General features: G+C 51.7%; 22 protein-coding genes and 1 riboswitch. Of the genes, 4 read left to right on the forward strand and 18 right to left on the reverse strand.

Annotation, left to right across the window (positions count from 1 at the left end; translation table 11 throughout):
• Nucleotides 1–57: 57 nt before the first annotated feature.
• The 5 genes from IEW70_RS01165 to IEW70_RS01185 form a co-directional block, all read right to left on the reverse strand.
• Nucleotides 58–465 carry a hypothetical protein gene (locus IEW70_RS01165; protein WP_188646094.1) on the reverse strand — a complete coding sequence of 136 codons (408 nt, stop codon included), beginning with the start codon at nt 463–465 and terminating at the stop codon, nt 58–60.
• A gap of 34 nt (nt 466–499) precedes the next feature.
• The gene (locus IEW70_RS01170; protein ID WP_229751752.1) at nt 500–1231 is read right to left on the reverse strand and encodes a response regulator transcription factor; all 732 of its coding nucleotides are present in this window, start codon (nt 1229–1231) and stop codon (nt 500–502) included.
• A gap of 439 nt (nt 1232–1670) precedes the next feature.
• Nucleotides 1671–2870: a methionine adenosyltransferase gene (metK, locus tag IEW70_RS01175; RefSeq protein WP_188646096.1), complete on the reverse strand. Its 1200-nt coding sequence runs from the start codon at nt 2868–2870 to the stop codon at nt 1671–1673.
• Nucleotides 2871–3071: 201 nt separating this feature from the next.
• Nucleotides 3072–3464 carry a hypothetical protein gene (locus IEW70_RS01180; protein ID WP_188646097.1) on the reverse strand — a complete coding sequence of 131 codons (393 nt, stop codon included), beginning with the start codon at nt 3462–3464 and terminating at the stop codon, nt 3072–3074.
• Nucleotides 3461–3682: a hypothetical protein gene (locus tag IEW70_RS01185; protein WP_188646098.1), complete on the reverse strand. Its 222-nt coding sequence runs from the start codon at nt 3680–3682 to the stop codon at nt 3461–3463. The genes IEW70_RS01180 and IEW70_RS01185 overlap by 4 nt, the downstream gene beginning before the upstream one ends.
• Nucleotides 3683–3795: 113 nt before the next feature.
• Between IEW70_RS01185 and IEW70_RS01190 the strand changes: the two genes are divergently transcribed.
• Together IEW70_RS01190 and IEW70_RS01195 are read left to right on the forward strand one after the other, a co-directional pair.
• Nucleotides 3796–4707 carry an LCP family protein gene (locus tag IEW70_RS01190; protein ID WP_188646099.1) on the forward strand — a complete coding sequence of 304 codons (912 nt, stop codon included), beginning with the start codon at nt 3796–3798 and terminating at the stop codon, nt 4705–4707.
• 140 nt (nt 4708–4847) lie between these two features.
• Nucleotides 4848–5954, forward strand: a complete 1107-nt coding sequence (locus IEW70_RS01195; protein WP_188646100.1) for an LCP family glycopolymer transferase — start codon at nt 4848–4850, stop codon at nt 5952–5954.
• Nucleotides 5955–5998: 44 nt separating this feature from the next.
• On the opposite strand, the gene IEW70_RS01200 is transcribed toward IEW70_RS01195, so the two are convergent.
• Nucleotides 5999–6223, reverse strand: a complete 225-nt coding sequence (locus tag IEW70_RS01200) for a hypothetical protein (protein ID WP_188646101.1) — start codon at nt 6221–6223, stop codon at nt 5999–6001.
• Nucleotides 6224–6377: 154 nt separating this feature from the next.
• Here IEW70_RS01200 and IEW70_RS01205 point away from each other — a divergent pair, with 154 nt between their 5' ends.
• Complete coding sequence (locus IEW70_RS01205; protein WP_188646102.1) at nt 6378–7028, forward strand: YigZ family protein; 651 nt, start codon at nt 6378–6380, stop codon at nt 7026–7028.
• A gap of 21 nt (nt 7029–7049) precedes the next feature.
• Here the strand turns inward: IEW70_RS01205 and IEW70_RS01210 are convergent, their stop codons facing one another.
• The 6 genes from IEW70_RS01210 to IEW70_RS01235 all read right to left on the reverse strand — a co-directional run bounded on the left by IEW70_RS01210 (nt 7050) and on the right by IEW70_RS01235 (nt 14107).
• Nucleotides 7050–7850, reverse strand: coding sequence for a MetQ/NlpA family ABC transporter substrate-binding protein (locus tag IEW70_RS01210; RefSeq protein ID WP_188646103.1), 801 nt, complete (start codon nt 7848–7850; stop codon nt 7050–7052).
• Between the two features lie 56 nt (nt 7851–7906).
• Complete coding sequence (locus IEW70_RS01215) at nt 7907–8563, reverse strand: methionine ABC transporter permease (protein ID WP_188646104.1); 657 nt, start codon at nt 8561–8563, stop codon at nt 7907–7909.
• Nucleotides 8556–9551, reverse strand: a complete 996-nt coding sequence (locus tag IEW70_RS01220) for a methionine ABC transporter ATP-binding protein (RefSeq protein ID WP_188646105.1) — start codon at nt 9549–9551, stop codon at nt 8556–8558. Before IEW70_RS01220 ends, IEW70_RS01215 begins: the two co-directional genes overlap by 8 nt.
• Nucleotides 9552–9623: 72 nt before the next feature.
• A riboswitch (SAM riboswitch) is annotated at nt 9624–9736 on the reverse strand.
• 443 nt (nt 9737–10179) lie between these two features.
• Nucleotides 10180–10830, reverse strand: a complete 651-nt coding sequence (locus IEW70_RS01225; RefSeq protein ID WP_188646106.1) for a sugar transferase — start codon at nt 10828–10830, stop codon at nt 10180–10182.
• 254 nt (nt 10831–11084) lie between these two features.
• Entirely contained in the window at nt 11085–12008 is a 924-nt protein-coding gene (locus IEW70_RS01230) for an SDR family oxidoreductase (protein ID WP_188646107.1), read from the reverse strand.
• Between the two features lie 464 nt (nt 12009–12472).
• Nucleotides 12473–14107, reverse strand: a complete 1635-nt coding sequence (locus IEW70_RS01235) for an acetolactate synthase large subunit (protein ID WP_229751718.1) — start codon at nt 14105–14107, stop codon at nt 12473–12475.
• Between the two features lie 281 nt (nt 14108–14388).
• On the opposite strand from IEW70_RS01235, the gene IEW70_RS01240 reads away from it, so the two are divergent.
• Nucleotides 14389–15297 carry an LCP family glycopolymer transferase gene (locus IEW70_RS01240; protein ID WP_188646109.1) on the forward strand — a complete coding sequence of 303 codons (909 nt, stop codon included), beginning with the start codon at nt 14389–14391 and terminating at the stop codon, nt 15295–15297.
• 37 nt (nt 15298–15334) lie between these two features.
• Here IEW70_RS01240 and IEW70_RS01245 read toward each other — a convergent pair whose 3' ends face one another.
• The 6 genes from IEW70_RS01245 to IEW70_RS01270 are packed head-to-tail and all read right to left on the reverse strand — an operon-like array spanning nt 15335 to nt 22674.
• Nucleotides 15335–16582, reverse strand: a complete 1248-nt coding sequence (locus IEW70_RS01245; RefSeq protein WP_188646110.1) for a glycosyltransferase family 4 protein — start codon at nt 16580–16582, stop codon at nt 15335–15337.
• 4 nt (nt 16583–16586) lie between these two features.
• Complete coding sequence (locus IEW70_RS01250) at nt 16587–17705, reverse strand: glycosyltransferase family 4 protein (RefSeq protein ID WP_188646111.1); 1119 nt, start codon at nt 17703–17705, stop codon at nt 16587–16589.
• A gap of 23 nt (nt 17706–17728) precedes the next feature.
• Nucleotides 17729–19126 (reverse strand): O-antigen ligase family protein, encoded by a 1398-nt coding sequence (locus tag IEW70_RS01255; protein ID WP_188646112.1) that lies wholly within the window; start codon nt 19124–19126, stop codon nt 17729–17731.
• A gap of 6 nt (nt 19127–19132) precedes the next feature.
• Nucleotides 19133–20596, reverse strand: coding sequence for a lipopolysaccharide biosynthesis protein (locus IEW70_RS01260; protein ID WP_188646113.1), 1464 nt, complete (start codon nt 20594–20596; stop codon nt 19133–19135).
• Nucleotides 20597–20615: 19 nt separating this feature from the next.
• Nucleotides 20616–21356, reverse strand: a complete 741-nt coding sequence (locus IEW70_RS01265; RefSeq protein WP_188646114.1) for an acyltransferase — start codon at nt 21354–21356, stop codon at nt 20616–20618.
• 10 nt (nt 21357–21366) lie between these two features.
• Nucleotides 21367–22674 carry a nucleotide sugar dehydrogenase gene (locus tag IEW70_RS01270; RefSeq protein WP_188646291.1) on the reverse strand — a complete coding sequence of 436 codons (1308 nt, stop codon included), beginning with the start codon at nt 22672–22674 and terminating at the stop codon, nt 21367–21369.
• Nucleotides 22675–22682: the final 8 nt, after the last annotated feature.

Below are 22682 nucleotides of genomic sequence, written 5' to 3' on the forward strand. Positions count from 1 at the left end.
ACCGGTGCAAAGGGATAATCCTTGCTCGGTCCCACCATTTATATGAATGTTCTGATTTTATAATCCCTGCAACCCGGTCACCCCACTATGCAGGGATCGCAAATCCACTACCATCGCATTCTCTTTTTGCTCTCGATGCACAAAAGCATCCAGTTCCCTTTCCTCGGAAACCTGAAGGAACAGGAACGGGTACTTCCCTTGCAATCGCCTCAAAATTTTACAGGTATCGTCGGAAGAACCGGCATCCACACAAATGATTCGACTTCGTTTGCCCCGCAGCCAATTCCAAAAGAAAAACGAGCGCACAACCCATTCCACCGATCCTTGACTGTTCTGGGTCAATACGATCAATGTTTCCCCTTCTTTTTGAGACAAGAACAGCCCCGTATAGCCCAGCAACCGGAGAAGGAATAAAATGCCAACAAACAGCGCAACCCCCCACGGGATCAACAACCACTGTTCCATCGCCATCAATCCCCCTTTGCCACAATATATGCATCTATGGGTCAAGGGGTTCTTCCGGCTTGTCCAGAGAAACCAAGCCCCCCTTTAAAGCAAGCAGCACTGCCTGTACCCTGCCCCCAACTCCCAGTTTGGTCAATATATTGCTTACATGATTTTTCACTGTTTTCTCACTGATGCACAAGGCTTTGCCGATATCGCGATTGTTATGGCCCCTGCTCATCATTTTCAGCACTTCCGCTTCCCGCTCCGTCAAATTCAGCAGGACAGATCCCGTTGCAAGAGCCGGTTCTCCTTGCCCTCGAAAAACCGTTGACAGCCAGGAGCTGACCAATTCCGGCTGCACATAAAGCCCACTTTGAAGAACCAAGCGAACAGCCTCGTACAAATGATACGGCCTCATCGCTTCTGACAGCACGCCGGAAACTCCCCATCGCAACAGCTTCTCAGCTTGTATCCAGGTCAACGCCTCCCCCAAGTGAATCACGGGGGTGGATTGTGACACCTCTCGGATCTCCTCTTCCAGCTCCGCCCATCCGGTTTCCGGAAAGGCCGCACCCACGATCGCGACATCCGGTTTCAAAATACGGCAATACGATCGCCACTGAACCCAATGGATGTCTTTGCCCACCACCTGAAAGCACCCGCAGGCACGCAAGGCGGAAGTGATAAGAGAGTCCAGCCGAGAACTCAATTGGGATATTAAGAGACGCGGCTTGAGTTGCGCCGGCACGGTCTCATTTGATTGAAATGGCACAAACGGGTTCATCTCACCCAACACGATTCCCTCCGACCATTTCCTTTATCCATCGATTTTTCTTATTTTATCACGGAATAGTATAAATTGGAAAACTTTTTCCGCATTTTTTGTCGTAACGCCCCGATAGAAGAATCTCCTCCCTCGCTTGTCCAGTGCGACAGCTTGATGTACAGCAAAAAGCTCTTCTACCCATCGCTTCCTCTCCGACGTACAGATACGATTTTGTCCGCTTAAAAAAATAGCGTGACTTTTGGAGCGGAGTGACAAAAAGCACGACTTGTGCTCTTTGAGTGTGAGCCAAAGAAATAGATTGTATGGCTCGCATGTTGCCTCGCTCCCACGTTTTTTCGCTGTACGTCCGTCAAAGGCTGGGCAGAAGAGCTCTCTGTTTTCTTAAAGATTGATTTGTCAGCTGCCTCCGTGCTAAACGAAGTGTTTAACGAATGGATCAAATACCAGCTTCTTGTCTCAACAGATCTGCTTTATCCGTTTTTTCCCAAGGTAAATCCAGGTCGTTCCGGCCAAAGTGCCCGTAAGCCGCCGTCTGGCGATAGATCGGACGGCGCAGGTCCAGTTCGCGGATGATGCCTGCCGGGCGCAGATCGAAGTGTTTGCGTACCAGCTCCACCAACCGCTCTTCCTCCACTTTGCCGGTACCGAAGGTGTCGATGCGGATGGAGACCGGCTGAGCTACACCGATGGCATAAGCCAACTGCACTTCACACTTGTCCGCCAATCCCGCCGCAACGATGTTTTTCGCCACATAACGGGCGGCATAGGCAGCAGAGCGGTCCACCTTGGTCGGATCTTTTCCGGAGAAGGCACCGCCGCCATGACGGGCATATCCGCCATAAGTGTCCACGATGATCTTGCGGCCGGTCAATCCGGCATCCCCCATCGGACCCCCGATGACAAAGCGGCCGGTCGGGTTGATAAAGTATTTGGTATGCTCGTCCAGCATCTCTTCGGGAACCACCGGAGCGATCACATGGGTTTGGATATCCTTTTTGATCTGGTCCAGGGTTATATCTTCCGCATGCTGAGTGGAAACAACGATCGTATCGATTCGAACCGGACGATCCTCTTCATACTCCACCGTCACCTGCGTTTTGCCATCCGGGCGCAGGTATTCCAAGGTGCCATCCACACGGACTTCGTGCAGCCGGCGGGCCAAACGGTGGGCCAGGTAAATCGGAAGCGGCATCAGTTCGGGGGTTTCGTTGGTGGCGAATCCGAACATCAAACCTTGGTCCCCGGCGCCGATCGCCTCAATCTCCTCCTCAGTCATACTGCCTTCCCGTTTTTCCAGGGCTTCGTTCACCCCTTGGGCAATATCCGGCGATTGTTCGTCAATCGAGGTCAACACAGCACATGTTTCAGCGTCAAACCCGTACTTGGCGCGCGTATAACCGATCTCGCGGATCGTATCCCGTACGATTTTGGGAATGTCTACATAACAATTGGTCGAAATCTCACCGGCCACCAAAACCAAACCGGTATTGACAGAGGTTTCGCAAGCCACCCGGGCGTTGGGGTCTTTGGACAGGATCTCGTCCAGCACTGCATCGGAGATCTGGTCGCAAATCTTGTCGGGATGGCCCGCCGTCACTGATTCGGAAGTAAACAAACTGCGTCGTGCGTTCGACATCGTGGTTCCCCCTTTGCTTCAATCATATCCATACAAAAAAGGCCTCTCACGAGGAAGATGGATGACCTCCGTGTATCCCATTCGGCCCTGCGCCGAAATCGATGTCACATTGGAAAAATCCCTTTCAAGAATACATGAAAAGGGGAGGGTTGACAAGTTTCGATCTGCTGGTGTGGACCGATTCCCAACAATCCCCTCTTCTCATTGGAGCAAAAGCCGGTATGTACCTGCCGCAGCGGCAGGCAGGCCTTGCACCCGTAAGACATACGTTCCCGGCTTTAACCGGATAGACAATGTACCGGCGGTTTGATTCCCGGATAACCGGGCTTGATCCAATACCCGCAAGTGACGATCGTACAACAGAAAAAATACCGAACGCAACGATGCTTCTTTCTGTGCATCGATCCGGATTTTCCGTTCCTTATCCAGATGGAAGCCGGGAAATAACTCCGTTTTATAAGCGTTCCAACGGTAGTCATTGTTCTCATAATCATCCGCTTGAGGCTGGAAAGTTGCGTTGAAAGTATATTTCTGCCGAGCCTCCTTTTTTATTCCTGACGACTGGAGACAAGCGAATACTTCCCCCGGACTCACACATCAGGAGCTTCATGCAGTACTTGAACACTTCGCAAAAAATCCGGATCCGGCCGACTCTTCCATTTAATCACCCACTCCCGCTCAGTTGCCGAATTGGTCTTGTCTCCGGCCTTCTGTTCCGATCCGGGGATCCGTTGAAAAGGGGGATCCGACGAGCACCCCGACAAACTCCATACCACCATGACAATCAACAGTCCGCAGACCCATTTTTTCATCCATCCGCAACCCTCTCGCATTGATACCCTTAGATTACCACGAAACATTTAAATAGGGGACGGAAAACCGGGTCATTATAAAACAGAACGTATGATCCAGAGGAGGAAAGATGATGAATCGGTGGAAACGAGTGGCGGGCATTTTTCTGATCGGGCTGTTGGCAGCTACAACCGGGTGGTGGGTTATTGCTGCCCCTCATTCGACGAATAACCAGCCATCCCACGGGAACAACAAAGCATCGAACCCTACCCCGATATTTCGCAAGTCATCTCTTCCTTCCCCCTATCAAACCCCATTTTCCCTCCTATTGATCGGAGTCGACAAACGAAAAGAAGACACCGGTCGCTCCGATGCCCTCATGTTGCTTGTCATTCGTCCGGATGATCATCACGTCACGATTCTGAACATCCCCCGGGACACCAAAACCCGTCTCCATCTGGGTGACGGGCGTGTACGTTTGGACAAGATCAACCACGCTTACGCTCTCGGCGACGGAGTAAACGCTACTGTGCGCACTGTAGAAGATTTTTTGCAGATCCCGGTTCACTATTACGTCAAGGTCGATATGAAGGGATTCCGGTCCATTATTGACTTGTTTGACGGTGTGAATGTCGATGTAGACCACGCATTCTCCTACAAAGGACAACATTTTCACAAAGGACAAATGCACATGAATGGAGCGCAAGCATTGGCCTATGTGCGGGATCGGACCGGCACCACCGATTTTGAGCGCCACCGCCGTCAGCAGCAAGTGATGCAAAGCTTGTGGCACCAGGCAAAGGACTGGTCCACCCTTTTCAAGATGGGAGATCTTTTACATATCGTGATGGATCACGTGCAGACCTCGATGAAAGTTACGGAGTTGTGGAAATTGGTAGCAACCATACGCCAAGTCCCCCCTGAGCGCGTGGAAACTCTTCACCTTAACGGAACAGATCAATGGAACCCACATTACTATTTTCTCGTTACAGAAAAGGAGAGACTCCGTGTCTCCCGTGTCCTGCGTCGACAATTGGAACTATAGAAAGATCCTTTGCACTAACCGTTGCACATCCTTGTGACAAAATCCTTAACGATTTGGCACCCTCCACTTGTGAGGGTGCTCATATGATAGTATGATTGAAAAAAATGCGGATGAACGGACGGAAAAGTGGGGTTTTCAGGATGGAAAAAATCGAGTGGAGTCGTTCAAAACGCTTGCAGAAAAAAAAGAAAAAAAGAAAATGGGTGTATCGTGTGATCACCCTTAGTATTCTGGCGGTATTTATTATTGGCGGTTATCTCTTTTATCAAGTGTGGGGGGCTTTAGCCGGCACGTACGACCCGCTGAACCGGGGGAAATCGAGCAAGCGGGATACGGCGGTTACCATGGACGATCCCTTCACCATTCTCCTGATCGGGAGCGACAACCGAAAAGCTTCCAGTGACTGGCGGCCGGATGTGTTGATTCTGGCGGCGGTGAACCCGCACACCAACTCGGTGAAAATGGTCAGTATCCCGCGGGACACCTACACAAAAATCGCCAACACGGATCAAAAAACCAAGATCAACGCCTCTGCATACTGGGGGAAACCGGAAGTCAACCCGAAAGGGCCTGGCCCCGTTACCAACACCGCTTTGACCGTAGAACACCTGCTGAACGTGCCGGTGGACTATTATGTACGTGTCAACTTCCAAGGCTTTATCGACGTCGTGGATGCCTTGGGCGGCGTGGACGTCAACGTCAAATTCCCGTTCTCGCAGCAACACTTCGGCGGAGAGGTCATTCCGTTCAAACCGGGCCCGAAACATTTAAACGGGAACGAAGCTCTGGCCTACGTGCGGATGCGGAAGCAGGATCCCCGGGGCGACGCTGGACGTAACGAACGACAACGGGAAGTGATGACAAATCTCATGGACCGTGCGATGAGTCTTAGCACTCTCGGCAAGGTGGACGAACTGATTAAGGCCGTGGGCGACAACCTGCAACTGGGAATCGATCCTAAAGATATCCCGAGACTGCAATCCATCTACAAAAAAATTCCCAAGAAGAACATCCAGAACGTACAAATCAACGGTGAAAACAAACGGTTGGACCTCTGGTATTACTTTATCCCCGATTCCGAACGTCAACGCCTCAGCGACATCTTACGGAAACAACTCGAGCTGAAAAAAGAGCCGATCGAGCCGATGCACACAGAGCTTCAAGACGCTGAAAATAATCAAGGATCCGGAATGAGTACTGCGGATACCGGTACCCAGGAAACTTCCGATCAAGGACAAGCCTATTGATTTCAACAGGGGCCTCAGCAAGGCTCCTGTTTTTTTATATGCTGTCAGATCGGCGGTCCGCGTCGGACGGCACAGAGGATTCCCGCTCCCTCCCCCTTCTCACCCTCTTCCCCGACATGTTGGGGATTTTCGGGGGGAGGAATCATCACTGGAAACCCCGATCGTCGGCGAACCTTTTTCTCTTTTTGATCCTCTCGAAGTGTTGCCCCGCCTGGATCCCCGCCTTGAAAACAGTTTTGATATAATGGAGAAATCCACATCATAAACATTTCGAATCAGTCCTCCTTCGGACAGCTTGTCCGTTGGTGATTTCAGGATAATGCATGGCGGGTTTTGCGGCTAGGCATTCGACAAAGGTTCTCAAAACGCGTAATGCTTTGCTGTTCATACAGCATCCGACAACATCCACAAGGAGGTGGTACAATGCCCCCTGAAACACGCTACTTCACAGTCAAAGGATACGGCGAAACGGAAATTCACATTCAACGTTCCCGTTTTATCGCTTATGTGGATCGGGCAGAAACGGAACAGGCAGCCATGCAATTCGTCGAATCGATTCAAAAAAAACACTGGAATGCCACCCATAATTGTTATGCTTTTGTGGTCAAAGAAGAGGTAGAGATTCAGCGCTCCTCCGATGACGGAGAACCTGCAGGCACAGCTGGACGGCCGATCCTGGAAGTGATCAAATCCCGGGAACTGATCAATACGGTAGTGGTCGTCACCCGGTATTTCGGCGGCATCAAGCTGGGAGCAGGCGGACTCGTCCGTGCATACAGCCAGTCCGCTTCTGCCGGAATCCAAGCGGCCAAAGAAGTGGAATGCCTGCTGCACCGGGCAGTAACCCTGATTATTGACTATCCCGCCGTGGGCAAAGTGGAACATGAACTGCGCTCCTTCAACTTTGTACTGGAATCACCGGAGTTCACGGACAAAGTTTCCTGGAAAATCTGGGTGCCTGTCGGCCAGGAGGAACTCCTTGTCGAGAAAGTGGCGGAGTGGACCAGCGGCCAAGGCAGGGTCAAACTCGGGGAAACCAAATATGTAGAAAAAGAAAAAAGGCCGCACCGTTGATTGTGCGGGCTTTTTTTGTCGTTATTCGGAGACCGGAACAACGGCTCCTTTGTATTTTTTCTTGATGAATTCTTGGGTCTCTTTGGAAGTGAGGGCTTTGGCCAGCTCTTTGACCGCTTTTTTGTTCTCATTGCCCTTTTTCACCGCCAGCACGTTCACATAAGGAGAGTCCGTCCCTTCCAGGATCAGTGCGTCCTTTTGGGGGTTGAGCTTTGCCTGCAGGGCATAGTTGGTGTTAATCACGGCCACGTCCACTTGATCCAGCACCCGGGGCAAAGCCGCTGCTTCCAACAGCTTGAACTTCAGCTTTTTCGGGTTGGACTTGATGTTCTTCAGGGATTTATCCCCTTTGCGGTTGTCCAGCTTGATCAACCCTTCTTTATCCAGCAACAGCAAGACACGGGTAATTTCGCTGGTCGCGTTGGGGAGCGCCACGGTAGCGCCATTTTTCAACTGCGAAATGTTTTTGATTTTCTTGGAGTAAGCCCCCATCGGCTCAATGTGTACTCCGGTCACTTTGGTAAGATGCCAACCGCGCTCTTTATTGGTCGCTTCCATCCACGGTACATGCTGGAAGAAGTTTGCATCCAGCTGACCTTCTTCCACCGCTTTGTTCGGAAGAACATAATCCTGAAAGACTTTCACCTGCAGGTTAATACCTTTTTTCTGCAGCTGAGGTTTTACATGTTCCAGTATTTCTGCATGAGGCACTTGGCTGGCTCCCACCGTGATGGTGTTTTCATCTTTGCCGACAGATCCGCAAGCCGCGGTGACCGATACCAGCGCAAGCGCCAGTACGAGAGTCATCATCTTTTTCCACATGTCTCTTTTTCCTCCCGGTTTAATAAGTTTTTAATCCAAAGGAAAGGAGCTTTTGATTAACGTTTATCCAATCGGCGGGAAACAAAGTCCCCGATCAATTGCACGATTTGCACCAAGATGATAAGCAAGAGGCCGCAAACATACAACATGCCGTCATTAAAGGATTGGAAACCGAACCGGAATGCGGCATCTCCCAATCCACCGCCGCCGACCACACCGGCCATAGCAGAAAAACTGATCAGCGTGACACACGTCACGGTCAAACCGGAGATCAAGGCGGGAGTTGACTCAGGCAATAGTACCTTGGTCACTATCCCAAACCGGGTGGTACCCATGGCCCGTGCTGCTTCGATCACTCCTTTGTCCACTTCCCGCAGCGCCGTTTCCACCATCCGTGCATAAAAGGGTGCTGCACCGGCGATCAGCGGAATCGTAGCTGCGGTCGGCCCCAATGAAGTCCCAACCAACAACTGTGCAAGAGGAAAGAGGAATAATACCAGCACGATAAAGGGTACGGCCCGGAAAAAGTTAACCACGGCGGCGACCGCTTTTTGCAGCCACGGTAGCTCCAGAATGTGTCCCCGATCCGTTATCACTAACAGGATGCCCAAGGGAATACCGAACAACGCGGTGAAAAAGGTGGAGATCCCCACCATATAGACGGTTTCCCAAGTGGCTTGCGTCACCAGATTCCAATCCACCTCATTAAACATCGGCTACCACCTTCACTTCTGCTTCCGCAGCTTGTTTCAACGCTTCAACGGATTGCTGCACTTTTTCATTATCTCCTGTCAACTGGAGAGTCAGAGGATGTTGATGATCGGCAGTCCCTTCGGCTTGCACAATCCGGAACGACACCCCGTGCTTCGCGGCTTCCTCTTCGATGCGGGCCAATCCCTCGGACAAACGGGGGAATGTCAGCCGGAGCACCGTACCGGTTTCCGTCGCCTCTTCCTCTCGTTTCAGCGTTTGACGGATCAATTGGCGTGTGATGGTTTGCTTCGGATTGCGGAAAATCTCATCCACTTTCCCGCTTTCCACAATTTGTCCATTATCAATGACCGCCACCCGGCGACAAACCGCCTCCACCACACTCATTTCGTGGGTAATAAGAAGTGTCGTGATCCCGGTATCGCGATTAATCTCCTTTAACAGACGCAAAATGGACTGTGTGGTTTCCGGATCCAGGGCGGAGGTCGCTTCATCGCACAGCAAAACGTGGGGGTCATTGGCCAGCGCCCGGGCAATACCGACCCGTTGCTTCTGACCGCCGGAAAGCTGTGCCGGATAAGCCTTGGCTTTATTGGCCAGCCCTACTCGCTCCAGCAGTTCTCCCACCTTCTGCTTGATTTCCGCTTTCGATTTTCCCGCTACTTCCAGGGGAAAGGCCACGTTATCTTCTACCGTACGGGACCACAGCAGATTAAAATGCTGGAAGATCATTCCGATTTTTTTTCGGGCCTCCCGCAGTTCTCTTTCACCCAAGCGGGAGATCTCCTGTCCGTCTACCCGCACACTGCCTTGGGTAGGCGCCTCCAATCCGTTGATCAATCGCAACAGGGTGCTCTTCCCGGCACCGCTGCGGCCGATGATCCCGTATATTTCCCCGCGTTCCACCTCGAAGTTGATATCCTGCAACGCGGTGACTTGCTCGTTTTTTCCTGCATCGTATACTTTGCTAACTCTCTTTAACTGAATCATTGCTTTCACCGCCTCAAAATAAATAAAAAATCCTTTCCGCAGATGCAGAAAGGATGGATGTTTTCAATCCTTCTCTCATCTGCCAGAACAAAAGTCCTGCAGGAATTGGCACCTTTACCGCAAATCTTGCTGCGGTCGGTTGCCGGGCTTCATAGGGCCAGTCCCTCCGCCACTCTTGATAAGAGAAATTCCTTATCCGTATTCAAATGTTCATATCACATCGTACACGATCCGCGGACATCCGTCAATGGTAGTTGATGGATGATCCCCTATCTGCACTATATTACGAAATTTTGACGACTTTACTCCGACATTACATTTCCTTTACAAATGCCCGATTCACCACTATGAGCGAAGGTTTTGCCGTATAATAAGTATCACCAAGAGGTACTCGGAGGTGCCCGTTATGAACTACGTAGCAGTAGGAAAATCGTTTTGGCTGGGCATTTTCAACGCAAGCTTCATGAGCGTACCGTTGTGGCTGCTCTTTTATTTGACCCTTCGCATGTTCTTCTGATCCTTATGTGGACCGTTTAGATAGATCGGTATAAACAGCTTCCGGATACGTCAAAAAAGGCTGCCGATGGCATTTTTGCTGGCAGCCTTTCTGTTTCCATTTTATTGATCATCATCGCGCACCGCTGCCCGTTAGAACAACCCACACGGTACGGAACAGGATTTTCATATCCAAGGCAAAGGATTGTTTTCGGATGTAATACATGTCCATGGAGAACTTTTCAGCCGGTGTGGCTTCATAACCGCCATTCACCTGAGCCCATCCCGTCAATCCCGGTTTTACCAAAAGACGCTGCTTAAATCCGGGAATCTCTTTGGCAAACTGTTCCGTGAACACCTCACGTTCCGGACGCGGACCGATGAGGCTCATATCCCCTTTGAGGACATTGATCAGTTGGGGCACTTCGTCAATCCGGGTTTTACGGATAAACTTGCCGACGCGAGTCACCCGCGGATCATCTTTGGAGGCCCATTGCGGACCGTTTTTCTCAGCATCCGTCCGCATAGACCGCAGCTTGATCACGTAAAATTTCTTTCCTTGCAACCCGACGCGTTCCTGTTTGTAGAAAACGGGTCCTTTGGACTCCAGCTTGATTGCAATCGCCGTCAATATCAGCACGGGAAGCGTAAAGAGCAAAAGAGCGATGGAAAAAATGATTTCAAATACCCGCTTAAACACCGGATAAGCACCGGTGGTACGAGGATGTGACAGCCCCTCCGTGCGCGCTTGCGAATCTCTCTCGTAAGCCGCTTTGGATTGCATCCGCAAACCACTCCTGCCGTTTTTGAAGTCGTGTGTTGTATGTCGCCGGGAAAATTCCGTTCCCGACGGATCTGTCTTTTACGGGAATGTTACGGTACCAGCACGTGACTTCCTCGTCAACTGGTACCAAGTATACTGCAGAACCCGCCGTTTTACAATAGGTCCTGTAACGTATTTTACAATCACTTTACAATCATGTTACAAACAAGAGAAGGCAGTACGGAGAGCAATCAACGGGCCGTCAGCGGTTAGACCTATCTGCCCATACACTCTTTGTAGTATTCGTATGTTTGCTTCAGTCCGGTTTCCAGGCCGACTGCAGGTGTCCAGTCCAATCGTTCCAAAGCCCGGCGATTGTCAAAATAGCTGTACTTAATATCCCCCGGACGCTCTTCTCCATATACCGGCTGGATTTCTTTTCCGCTCACGGCTTGTAAGGTTTTTACCAAATCGTTCAGACTGGTGCTTTTCCCGGTACCCAGGTTGAGCACTTCTCCGTCCGCCTGACTGAGAGCAGCCACATTGGCGTTTGCCACGTCATCTACATAAATGTAGTCCCGCGTTTGCTCTCCATCACCGAAAATAATGAGATCCTCACCCTTCAGCAACCGGTCGATGAATATGGAAATGACGGCGCCTTCCCCTTTGGCTACTTGACGGATGCCGTATACATTGGCATACCGAAAAATCGTGTACCGCAAGCCGTACAATTCATGATAGGCATGCAAGTAGTGTTCCGGCGTATATTTGGAAATGCCGTAGGGAGAAAGCGGTCGGACGGGGTGCTTTTCATCGATGGGTAAATACTCCGGGTTGCCGTAGACGGCCGCGGAAGAAGCGTAGACCACCTTTTCCACTCCGTAACGGCGGCAGCCTTCTAGCACTCGGATGGTGCCCTGGATATTGATCTGTGCATCCCGGATCGGATCCTCCACCGAAACCGGTACCGCAGATTGAGCCGCCTGATGGATGACTGCTTGGGGCCGCTCCCGTTCAAACACTTCCAAAATCCGCTCGTCTTCGATATTCATCCGGTAAAATGAAGCTTCGGGGTGAATGTAGCTTTCATCTCCCGTGCTGAGATTATCTACAATGACTACGTCGTCTCCACGAGCGATCAATTTGTCGACGATGTGTGAACCGATAAAACCTGCTCCACCTGTGACCAGCACTTTCATCGTACATACAACTCCCTTTCACCCGTCAATATATCCTTCTCTCAACATCTAGAACGGTTGGAACCTACCTGTGCATTCCCCTTATCCGACGAAAGGCGTTTTACGGGGTTCAATCCATTCAACGCGATTCTCTCCTGTTAGGTTCCCCTGACCGTCCAATTGGAAAAAACCTTCTTTTTGCCCGATGTCCGGAAGATGAATGTATCGATGGCCGTTCACCTTCCCATTTATATGAGAGGACAACCGACAATAGTCTCTTTTTCCTGTGTTGAGGGTATGGTTACCAATCCTCTCCCGCTGCTCATTTTCCACCCTACACCAGTTCATTCGGATGTTCCGCATTTTTATGTGACAGTTCCGTGAACTTCGGCAGCAAAAAAAGCTCCCTTAGAATAGGGAAAGCGGCAAAAATCTATCTTCGCGAAAGAAAAATCAAGTTGGCCATTGGCCCTCGCAACAATTGATCAACTGCGTTTATCGTGTCCTCTCAACCGTTGCGTCAGCTTCATGTTTTCGCCGTAGTCTATCGGACAATCGATGACCACGGGGCCGTCCTGTTTAAACGCCCGTTCCAGTAGCGGCTGCAGCTCTTCTGTGCGTTCCACCCTGTATCCGCGAGCCCCGTAAGCTTCTGCCAATTTGACGAGATCCGGGTTGCCAAATCGAACATGAGCAGAGCGGCCAAAGTGTACCTCTTGCTCCCATTCGATTAAACCGTACCCTCCATCCCGCCATACAACAATCACGATCGGCAACTCCAACCGAACCGCCGTCTCCAACTCCTGTACATTCATCTGAAAGGCACCATCGCCGCACAATGCCGCCACTTTTCTCCCGGGATCGGCCAGTTTGACTCCGATCGCACCGGGTAACGCAATCCCCATGGAAGCCAGTCCATTGGAGATGAAGCAGGTCTGGGGATGATAGCAGGGAAACAGTCGCCCCGCCCATACCTTATGGGCTCCTACATCCACCAACAAACGGTCTTCCGGATTCATAACTTCCCTTAAATCAAGCAAAAACCGCTGCGGTTTCACCGGATAGGAGTCGTCCTTTTCTCCAGAACGAAGTTCCTTCCATATTCGTTCATGCAGGGATTCCCAATAGGGATCTTTTTCTTTCGGTTCCACGGCTTCCGCCAATCGGTGGAGATTGGACGGGATGCCGCCCACCACAGTGGCGGACACCGGATAATGGGCATCTACTTCCGGTTGCTGGCTGTCGATATGAACCACAGGTACTCCCTTGGAATTCCACATTTCGGGCGGAGTTTCCACCATGTCATACCCGACAGCGATGATCAGGTCCGCCCGGAGTGCTGCATTCAGCGGGAGATCATCCGGATATAAACCCATGGGCAGGCTCAAGGGATGGGAGCAGGGAAGAGACCCTTTACCCATGAATGTCTCTAACACAGGTGCCTGCAGTTTCTCGGCCAGCTTCCGGATTCCCTCTTCCCCGCCGGCCCGGGATACGCCGTTGCCCGCCAAAATCACCGGGGTCTTAGCACGGTTTACCTGCTGGACGGCCTGTTCCATTTCCGAAGGGGAGGCCAAACCTTGGGACACCACATTCCATGGAAGCGGCCGGCCATCGGCCTCCATCGCCGCCACATCTTCCGGCAGGCTGATATGTACGGCTCCTGGCTTCTCACTGGCTGCCGTACGGAAGGATTTACGGATGATTTCCGGCACGCTCTCCGGTTGATGAATGGTCGTCCGCCACTTTACCACCGGTTGGAACAACGCCTCCAAGTCCAGATATTGATGGGATTCCTTATGAAACGTGCCCAGCCCCGACTGACCGGAGATGGCTACCAAAGGAGCGTGATCCATGTTCGCATTGGCCACTCCCGTCACCAAGTTGGTGGCACCAGGCCCCAAGGTGGACAGACAAACCCCGGGGATTCCCGTTATCTTTCCCACAGCGGAAGCCATCATCGCCGCCCCCTGCTCATGGCGGGTCACCACAAACTGAATAGACGAGTTGCGCAATGCATCGATCAAATCCAGATTTTCTTCACCGGGAACACCGAAAATCCAGCGAACCCCTTCGTTCTCCAATGAACGGACGAATAACTCTGCAACCTTCATATCCATAGGATGCTCCTTTGTCCAGTCCTTAGACGATGATAGCGGGACTATTATTGTTATAATAACCCATTCCCTCTCGATATCTGATTAAACATGATGCTGGATTTCAAATGGCAGTCCATCCATTTACAGTAATTGACGGTTGATCTTTTTTCTCAAAGGCATTTTACAATAGAGATGTCATATTGAACCATTTTTGTTTTTTGTTTTAAATTCGACGGAATGCGGGTATAAACCATCTTTGTGGTATTACAGACGCTTAAGAAAGAAAGAGAGGTTCATATTCTATGGCAAAGTGGCTGAAGATCTTTCTCACGCTGATCGTCATCGGCGCGGGGATCATCGGATATTATGGATATCATCTCTATGATGCGATTAATAAAGCGTATCAACCTTCGGAACGGCTAAAATCGGACAAGCGGCCGAGTGCGGTGGATATATCCGAAGAGCCGGTATCCATCCTGTTGATGGGAGTGGACAAACGGCAACATGACTCCGGCCGCTCCGATACATTGATGGTGATGACCATCAACCCCAAGGAAAAAACCGTGCAGATGATGAATATCCCCCGGGATACCTATATGGAGATTCCGGGTCACGGATATGATAAGATCAACCACGCCTACGCATACGGCGGAACCGATCTGACCATCCGCACGGTAGAGAACTTCCTGGACATTCCGATCGATCACTATGCCAAGGTCAACATGGAAGGATTCCGCCGGATCGTGGATGAACTGGGCGGCGTCACCGTCCATGTCCCCTTCACTTTCGAATTCAGAGGGAAACTATATCAAAAAGGCAAAATGACCCTGAACGGCGACGAGGCCCTCGGCTTTGCCCAAATGCGGAAAGTGGATCCTCGAGGGGACTTCGGCCGCAACGACCGACAACAACAAGTGATCAAAGGCATCCTGGAAAAAGGCACATCCGTGTACGCCATTCCCAAACTGGACAATATCCTGAAGCACGTGGGAGAAAACGTGGTGACGGACATTTCGCCCATCGAGATGATCCAACTGCAACGCATCTATTCGGAAATGGATCGCAAACAGATGAAAAGCCTCCACATCAATGGCACTGACCGCACCATCGGCGGCATCTACTATTTCGTTGTGGATCCACAGGAGAAACAACGGATTCAACATAAACTGAAACACCATCTGCGACTGGACAGCATGAATACCCGGCGCTAAAAAACACCCCCTGTACTCAGAAGTACAGGGGGTGTTTTTATTGTGCTTCCACTTCCGCTTTCTTTTCCACCCAGGTCAGTTCGTCATACAACTGATGGGCCAGCTTCTTCCGGTCGCCGGCACGGTCGATATAATTGCGCCCCCGTTGGGCAATAGCATCCAGCTCTTCCCGGGAAGTATCCCTCAGCTGTATCATCGCGCGGGCAAAACCTTCCGGATTTTCGGCCCCGCTGAAGATGCCGACTTGGTTCTCTTCCACAATCTCGCGAACTTCTCCGTCTACCGTGGTAATAATGGGCTTGCCCACAAACATGTAATCAAACAGCTTGTTGGGTCGGGCACCGCGGAAAATCTCATTGTCGGCCAAAGAGATGATACCAGCGTCCGCTGCTTGAATGTAGTTGTAGACTTCCCCTTTCGGAACCGGATCCAAGAGACGGACATTGGTCAAACCCTTTTCCTCCACAATCCGTCTCAACTTGGCTTTTTCCGGACCGTCCCCGATCAGGACGATGGACATGTCGTCAGGCAGGTGCTCCCCCGCCTTCACCACATACTCCAATGCGTTGGCCGGACCGTGAGCCCCGGCATAGAGAGCCACGTAATGATCCTCCGGCACGCCCATCAACCGCCGGTACTCCGATTTCAAAGAGGGGTCCGGCTCCCATGATCCCACAACGATCCCGTTGGGAATCAGACTGATTTTTTCGGGATCAATCCCTTTCTGTTGAACGAACTTCCGTTGATATTCCGTCAATACGACGATTTTATCCGCTTTACGATACAGGAAGGATTCCATCCAAGTAAGCGCTTTAATCACCCACGGATTCTTCAAACCGTCCATCTTAATCAACGTATCGGGCCACAAGTCCCGCACCTCGAATACAAACGGACAACGCTTCAATTTGGACAGGAGCCAACCGGAAAATCCGGTCAACAAATGCGGCGAGGAAGCGATCAGCACATCCGGCCGCCCCTGAAACAAGCCTTTGAGAAAAAACAGAGCGGCAAAGCTAACCATATTGATGACCCGTCGGGCATCGTTCCGGGCATGCGGAAACGACCACAGCCACCGCAGCCGGAGACCTGGAACCTTCTCGATTTCCTGTTTGTCCTTGTCCGTCACAAAGGTGCGTCGGGAATGGTTAAAGGAAGAGAGCCACAACGTAACCTCCGCTCCCTCTTCCTCCACCCACTCCCGGGCCAGTTCATAATGTCGGGTAATCCCTCCGAGATTCGGCGGAACGGCATAGTGGTTAGCAATCCAGATACGCAACAGATTCACTTCCTTATTCCCCTGATAACTCCTGGTAAAGCTGGAGCAGCTTTTTCTCCTCAACTTGCCAGTTGTAGATTTCCCGATGAGCGCGGCGGCCATGCTCGGCCATTTCCTCACGTCGTTCGGGATCTTGCAGGATCCGAGCCACCTTCTCTGCCATCTCTTCGGGGTTAAGCGGGTCCGTCATCAGTCCGCAATCGCTCCCGGTGACGATTTCCCGCCACAGCGGAAAATCGGTGGCCACGACAGGCAGCCCGGCAGCCATATATTCAAACAATTTAATCGGCAATGACTCACGGTAGTTTTCAATGGGATGGAGACAAACCAGCCCCACCTTTCCTTTCGACAGCCACCCCTTAACTTCCTCGAACGGAATCCGGCCGTGCAGGAAAACCTTCTTCTCCCGCAACCGCTCCTCATCACGATCTTCTTCCCGGATGTGCTGCAGGGGGCCGATGAGATGAAGCTCTGCCTCCAACTCTTTTGGAAGATGATCCATCATCTCGATCATTTCTTTATATCCCCGCAAATAGGAGATACCGCCCACATACAAGATCCGGTTGACCTCGTCCCGCTCGCCGGCCGGTTCCACTTCCATCGGTAAGGGGTAATTTTTGATCACTTCCACCCTGCGTACACCGGCATCCGTAAATTGCCGGGCAATGGATTCGGTGGCGGTCACCACCGCCGACAATGATTTGGCCAACCCCTTCTCCACCCGGTGTACCAGCCTAGACAAAGGGGAACGCATGGGCTTCGGAATCCAGGGTTTGGTATGGATTTGCTTGGGCAGATCCTCATGGGCATCGTAGATGACCGAAGAACGGGTCTTCCGCTTGAGAAGCCAGCCCCAGGGGAGCAACTCCGGATCATGAAAATGGAAGCGGTCTGCTCCGCTTGACAGGGCACGGCGATACAGCCGCCACCCGTTCACCAGACGCTCCCACTTGGAACGATGGGGCCGAAGCCCCACCACTTTCACTCCCTGGATCCACTTTTCTCCAAAATCCGCCAACGCATGCAGCTCCACATCATAACCGGCACGGGCGAGGGATACCGCCTGTTTGTGCAAAATCCGCGAATCGTTGTAGATGTGAACGGAGCTCATTATCATTACTTTCTCCGCCATCGTCGGTCCCCTTTCCGTTTCCGTCATGCTGTCGATGATTCCTCTCGGTTCCGTCCGATTTCTCGCTCTCCCGTAGCCACCACCGCCAGGGCAAAGCCGTAAACAACCCACATCGGTGTAAAATGAATCGCTGTGCTGGGTGACATCCCGCCAAAGAAGTATCCGATCAAGGAGATGAAGGAAGCAGCTGCTCCCCACCGGATCCATGGCGAAATCTGGGGTGACCGCTTCAAACTGGCCAACCGCCACAAGCGGTACAGCAGCCAGAAATAAAGCCCCATGTACATCACAAAAATCGGAACGCCGAAGTTGACGAGCACTTCCGCCCACCAATTGTGCATGTTGGTCTTACCTTCCACACCGGGGGCCCCTTTCATGAGGGCTTCGATGTTTCCGGCGCCCACTCCCATGTAATGGCTGTTCCGCAGGAAATGAAGGCCGTTCATAATCAGGTACTTCCGGATCGCGATGCTTTTATCCCCGGAGGCCGGCTCTTCTTCACCCTGGGGTTGTTGCCCACCTTCTTGGAAATTCCAAGGCTGCCGCAAATCATGAATAACCCCTAAGGTCGTTCCCAGTTTGCTTCGGGTTTTATCCGATAACAGTGTCGAGGTCAGACCGACGGTGATGACTGCCGCCACCAGCACCAACACAATACCTTTTGTCACGTTTTTTCGGTTGAGGTCTTCCCGTTTCACCGAGAAGGGGAGAATCGCCAACCAGGTGAAAAACGCCAGCGGCAGGGCGAAACCGGAGTTGCTGCGGGAGCCGGTCACAAACAAGCAACACAGGGCAATCACGCCGATGATATATACCGTCGTCCGCAGCTTCCTGCGCATCGGGATCATATACATCGCCGTTGCCAGAAAGGGGAGACCCAAGGTAATCGCCGTAGCAAAGTCGTTCTGGTTGCTGAAGAAGGAAGTGGGATCTCCGCTGTCTTTTCCGAAATACCGGGAAGAGGGCAAGTGCCAAAAAGTAACGGCTTCAATCAAACCGTAGACAACGATCAGGGAAAACACGCCGAACAGGACCTGGCTGGTCTGCTCCAGGTTCTTTTCCGACTTTACAAAGAAAGGAAAAGAAAGACATAATAGGAGCATCGTGAACAGGAAAACGACATACTTGATTCCCATTCCCATGTTGACCACCCAGGTCAACGACAGTACGGCATAGGTAACCCAGAAAGCGAAAAAGCCCGTGTACCACCGTATGGGGTACATATGAAAGGACTCCAGCCGCTGCTGATTCACCCAGCGAAGAATCAACCCTGCTGCCAGGAGGATAAACGCCAGACGGAAAAATGTCATTTTAAAACCCGGCATCGGGATTCCCAACGTTGGCCCCAAAACGGCGAAAATCACCATCAAATTGAACAACATATTCAGTTTTTGTTGTCTCGGCAGAGGAAGAGTACTCATTGACACTCACCTTTTTCGTGCAGGTTTGAGCAACCGCTGGCGAATGACGGCGAGAGACCGGAAATCAAACAGTCCCGTGACAAACACAGCCGTAACCAATACAATGACTGCTATCACATAGTAGAACCACAATCCCTGCCAGTCATTCACCTGAAGCCATGTAATGCCGACCATCAATCCCAGATACAGTGCGAAATAGCTCAGCATCGACCGCATCCGAAAATCAACGGTGTATACGGCTTGAGCTTTTCGATAAATCGAAAGGAAAACGAAGAGATACGTGATGACGGACATGGCCGCTGTGCCCCATACTCCAACCACGGGGATAAGGATGAAGTTCCCGATAAAGTAAAGGACCGATGCAACCATGAACGTTTTGGAGATGGTTTTGGTTTGTTTGTGGATCAAAAGACCCACACCGACGATCAAGTGCATCGTGTTCAGCACTGTGCCCAGTGACAGCATCCATACGTAGGGATACGCCGCGAAATATTCGGGCGAACCGGTAATCAGCCTGACCAGCGGCTCGATAATGAAGGTCAGTCCCATGATGAAGAAGGTGCCGATCACCAAAAAGGCACGTCCCAACAAGCTGTATATCCGAGGGGCATCTTCCCTCTCCTTGATCGACATGGAGAAGGGGCGCCACGCCAACTGAAATGCGGCTGTCAGCAGGGCGATCATACTGGCCAACCGGACCGCTGCGCCAAAAATCCCTGCCTGTTCTGGCGAAATCATATGGTATATCATCGGACGGCTCAGGGCGTTCATCACCCAAAAAGCCAACAAAGTCGGCAGTAAGGGAGCTCCGTAATGGAGAAGATCCGTAATATGCTTACGGGTGATATGACGTGTAAATTCTTTACGGAACATCCACATCAGGATCAAAGCGACGATCCATTGGCCAATGACCTGGCCGACAAAAATGCCGACAACACCGGCCCCTTCATAAACTACAAAGTAAATGCTTAGAACGGAAGAGCCGATCACGTAGCCCATGCTCCCGATATTGAAGGTCCACACGCGGCGGCTGAATCGCGCATAGGCCAACACTTGCTGAATGATCACATTGGCGACAATGGTCAACATCGCGTAAAAGATCAGCGCTTCATACCCGGTCGGATTTTCATAGAGCACATTCGCCAAAGGCGCGCCGGCAAGCAAAGCAAGTAATAAAAAGATGAGGCTGATGGCCGTGGGAAACAACACGGAGGATGTGAAATATGCGCGCCGGTCGGTTTCGTCCTTGGCGTCAAAAAAGTAAAATGCCAATGCTGTATCCGTGCCCAGTATACACAAATAGGTGACGACCATTGCAATCGTGTTGGTCATATCCCAATCCCCGAACTGGGAAGGTTCCAGGCTTCGGGTGTAGATGGGAAACAGAAAAAGGGCGACCAGTTTGTTTCCCATCATCGCGATCGCAAAGGCCGCGGAATCAGAGAAAAGTTGTTTGATTTTCTGTAGCATACAATGCCCCTTTACCTTTTCACTTGGGGCGCAGCTCCTTTTCGGGAACCGGTCGTAAAAGCCGTGCCGGAACACCGACGTACACTTGGGCCGGCTCCGTATCCCGGTTGACTACGGCACCTGCGGCGATGAAGCTCTCTTCTGCAACAGTCACACCGGGAAGCAGAACAGCTCCGCCGCCGACCCGAGCCCCCGTCTTTACATGAGGTCCTTTGACATAGCGGAAGCGTTCCTCTGTGCGCCCCATGAAGTTGTCGTTGGTTGTCGTAACCGCAGGTGCGATAAAAACATGATCCTCCAATGTGGTATATGCGGTGATATAAGCATTGGTTTGGATCTTGGTGTAGGAACCGATTCGGACTTGGTTCTCTACGGCAACTCCCCGGCCGATGACTACAGCATCTCCGATCGAACACTTTTCCCGAATAAACGCCTGGTCCGCCACCAGCACGTCACGGCCCAGTCGACTGCCCCGGTAGAGCACCACCTGAGAACCGATGGTGGAACCTTCCCCGATCTCCAGGGGAGGTAGTTCGGCATCCACTTTGACCGTGCTGGTTTTGGCCGGCTTGGGCCAGCGTCCGATCACACTGTTGTCGGAAATGGTGACGTTGGAACCGATACGGGTTCCGGCATGAATCGTCACATGGTTTCCGATGGTCACATTATCGCCTAAAATGACGTCTTCTTCAATAACGGAGAAATGGCCCACCGATACATTTACGCCTTTGGTCGCAGTCGGATGAATCACGTGATTCATGGAAAACCCCTCAAATCTTTTCGTAATCGGCGCGGATTTCCTTCACATCTTTCAGTGCATTCCGCGTATCAAAGATCACTTTGGACTTATTGGCAATCAGCTGATAGTCGTAGGCAGTGTGATCGGTGGTGACGAGCACGATATCTGCTTTTTCCAGAAGTTCGGCCGTTAACTCTTCGCTCTCATAGGTGCGTCCGTCCACTTTGAAAGAAGGAATGTGCGGATCGTTCACCGTCAAGTTGGCCCCGTACTTCTCCAGCTGCCGGATAATGTCCAGCACCGGCGACTCGCGCATATCATCGATATCCCGCTTGTAGGCGACACCCAAGATCAGCACGTTTGCCCCGTTCATCGCTTTGCCGTAACGGTTGAGAATCTTCATGGTGCGCTCCACCACGAATTCCGGCATGTAGTTGTTGATTTCCCCGGCCAGTTCAATCAAGCGGGTGTGGTACTTGTATTCCCGGGCTTTCCAGGTGAGGTAATAGGGGTCGATCGGGATACAGTGTCCACCCAGACCCGGCCCCGGGTAGAAAGCCATAAAGCCATAGGGTTTCGTTTTGGCCGCTTCAATCACTTCCCACACGTCAATGCCCATCTTGTTGCAAAGAATAGCCATCTCGTTGGCAAGGGCGATGTTGATATTGCGGAAGGTGTTCTCCAGAATTTTTTCCATTTCCGCCACTGCCGGGCTAGATACCTCAAACACTTCCCCTTCCAGTACGTTGCGGTACAGTGCTGCCGCCACCCGGGTACAGGCAGGCGTAATCCCGCCGACCACTTTGGGGGTGTTCTTCGTGTTATACACCTTGTTGCCGGGGTCCACCCGCTCCGGGGAGAAAGCCAAATAGAAATCCTCGCCGGTTTTCAGTCCGGTTTCTTCCAGGATCGGTTTCACCACTTCTTCGGTGGTTCCGGGATAGGTGGTGCTTTCCAAAACCACCAGCATGCCGGGATGCAGCCGTTTGGCGATTTCCCGGGTGGACGCCTCCACATAGGAAGTGTCCGGCTGTTGGTACAGATCCAGCGGCGTCGGTACGCAAATGGCGACGGCATCCACTTCTTCGATGTGAGAATAATCGGTGGTGGCTTTAAGTTTGCCGGCTTTCACGATCGCGGCCAGCTCCTCATCCACCACATCCCCGATGTAGTTGATCCCGTCGTTTACCATGTCGACGCGTTTTTGTTGCACATCGAAACCAATGACTCGATATCCGGCTTTCGCCTTTTCCACGGCCAGGGGAAGACCCACATAACCCAGACCGACAACACCGATCACAGCCGATTTATCGTTGATTTTTGCGAGAGTATTTTCCATGCTCACTA

The sequence above is a fragment of the Marinithermofilum abyssi genome, from assembly GCF_014641195.1.
Lineage (GTDB): Bacteria > Bacillota > Bacilli > Thermoactinomycetales > DSM-45169 > Marinithermofilum > Marinithermofilum abyssi.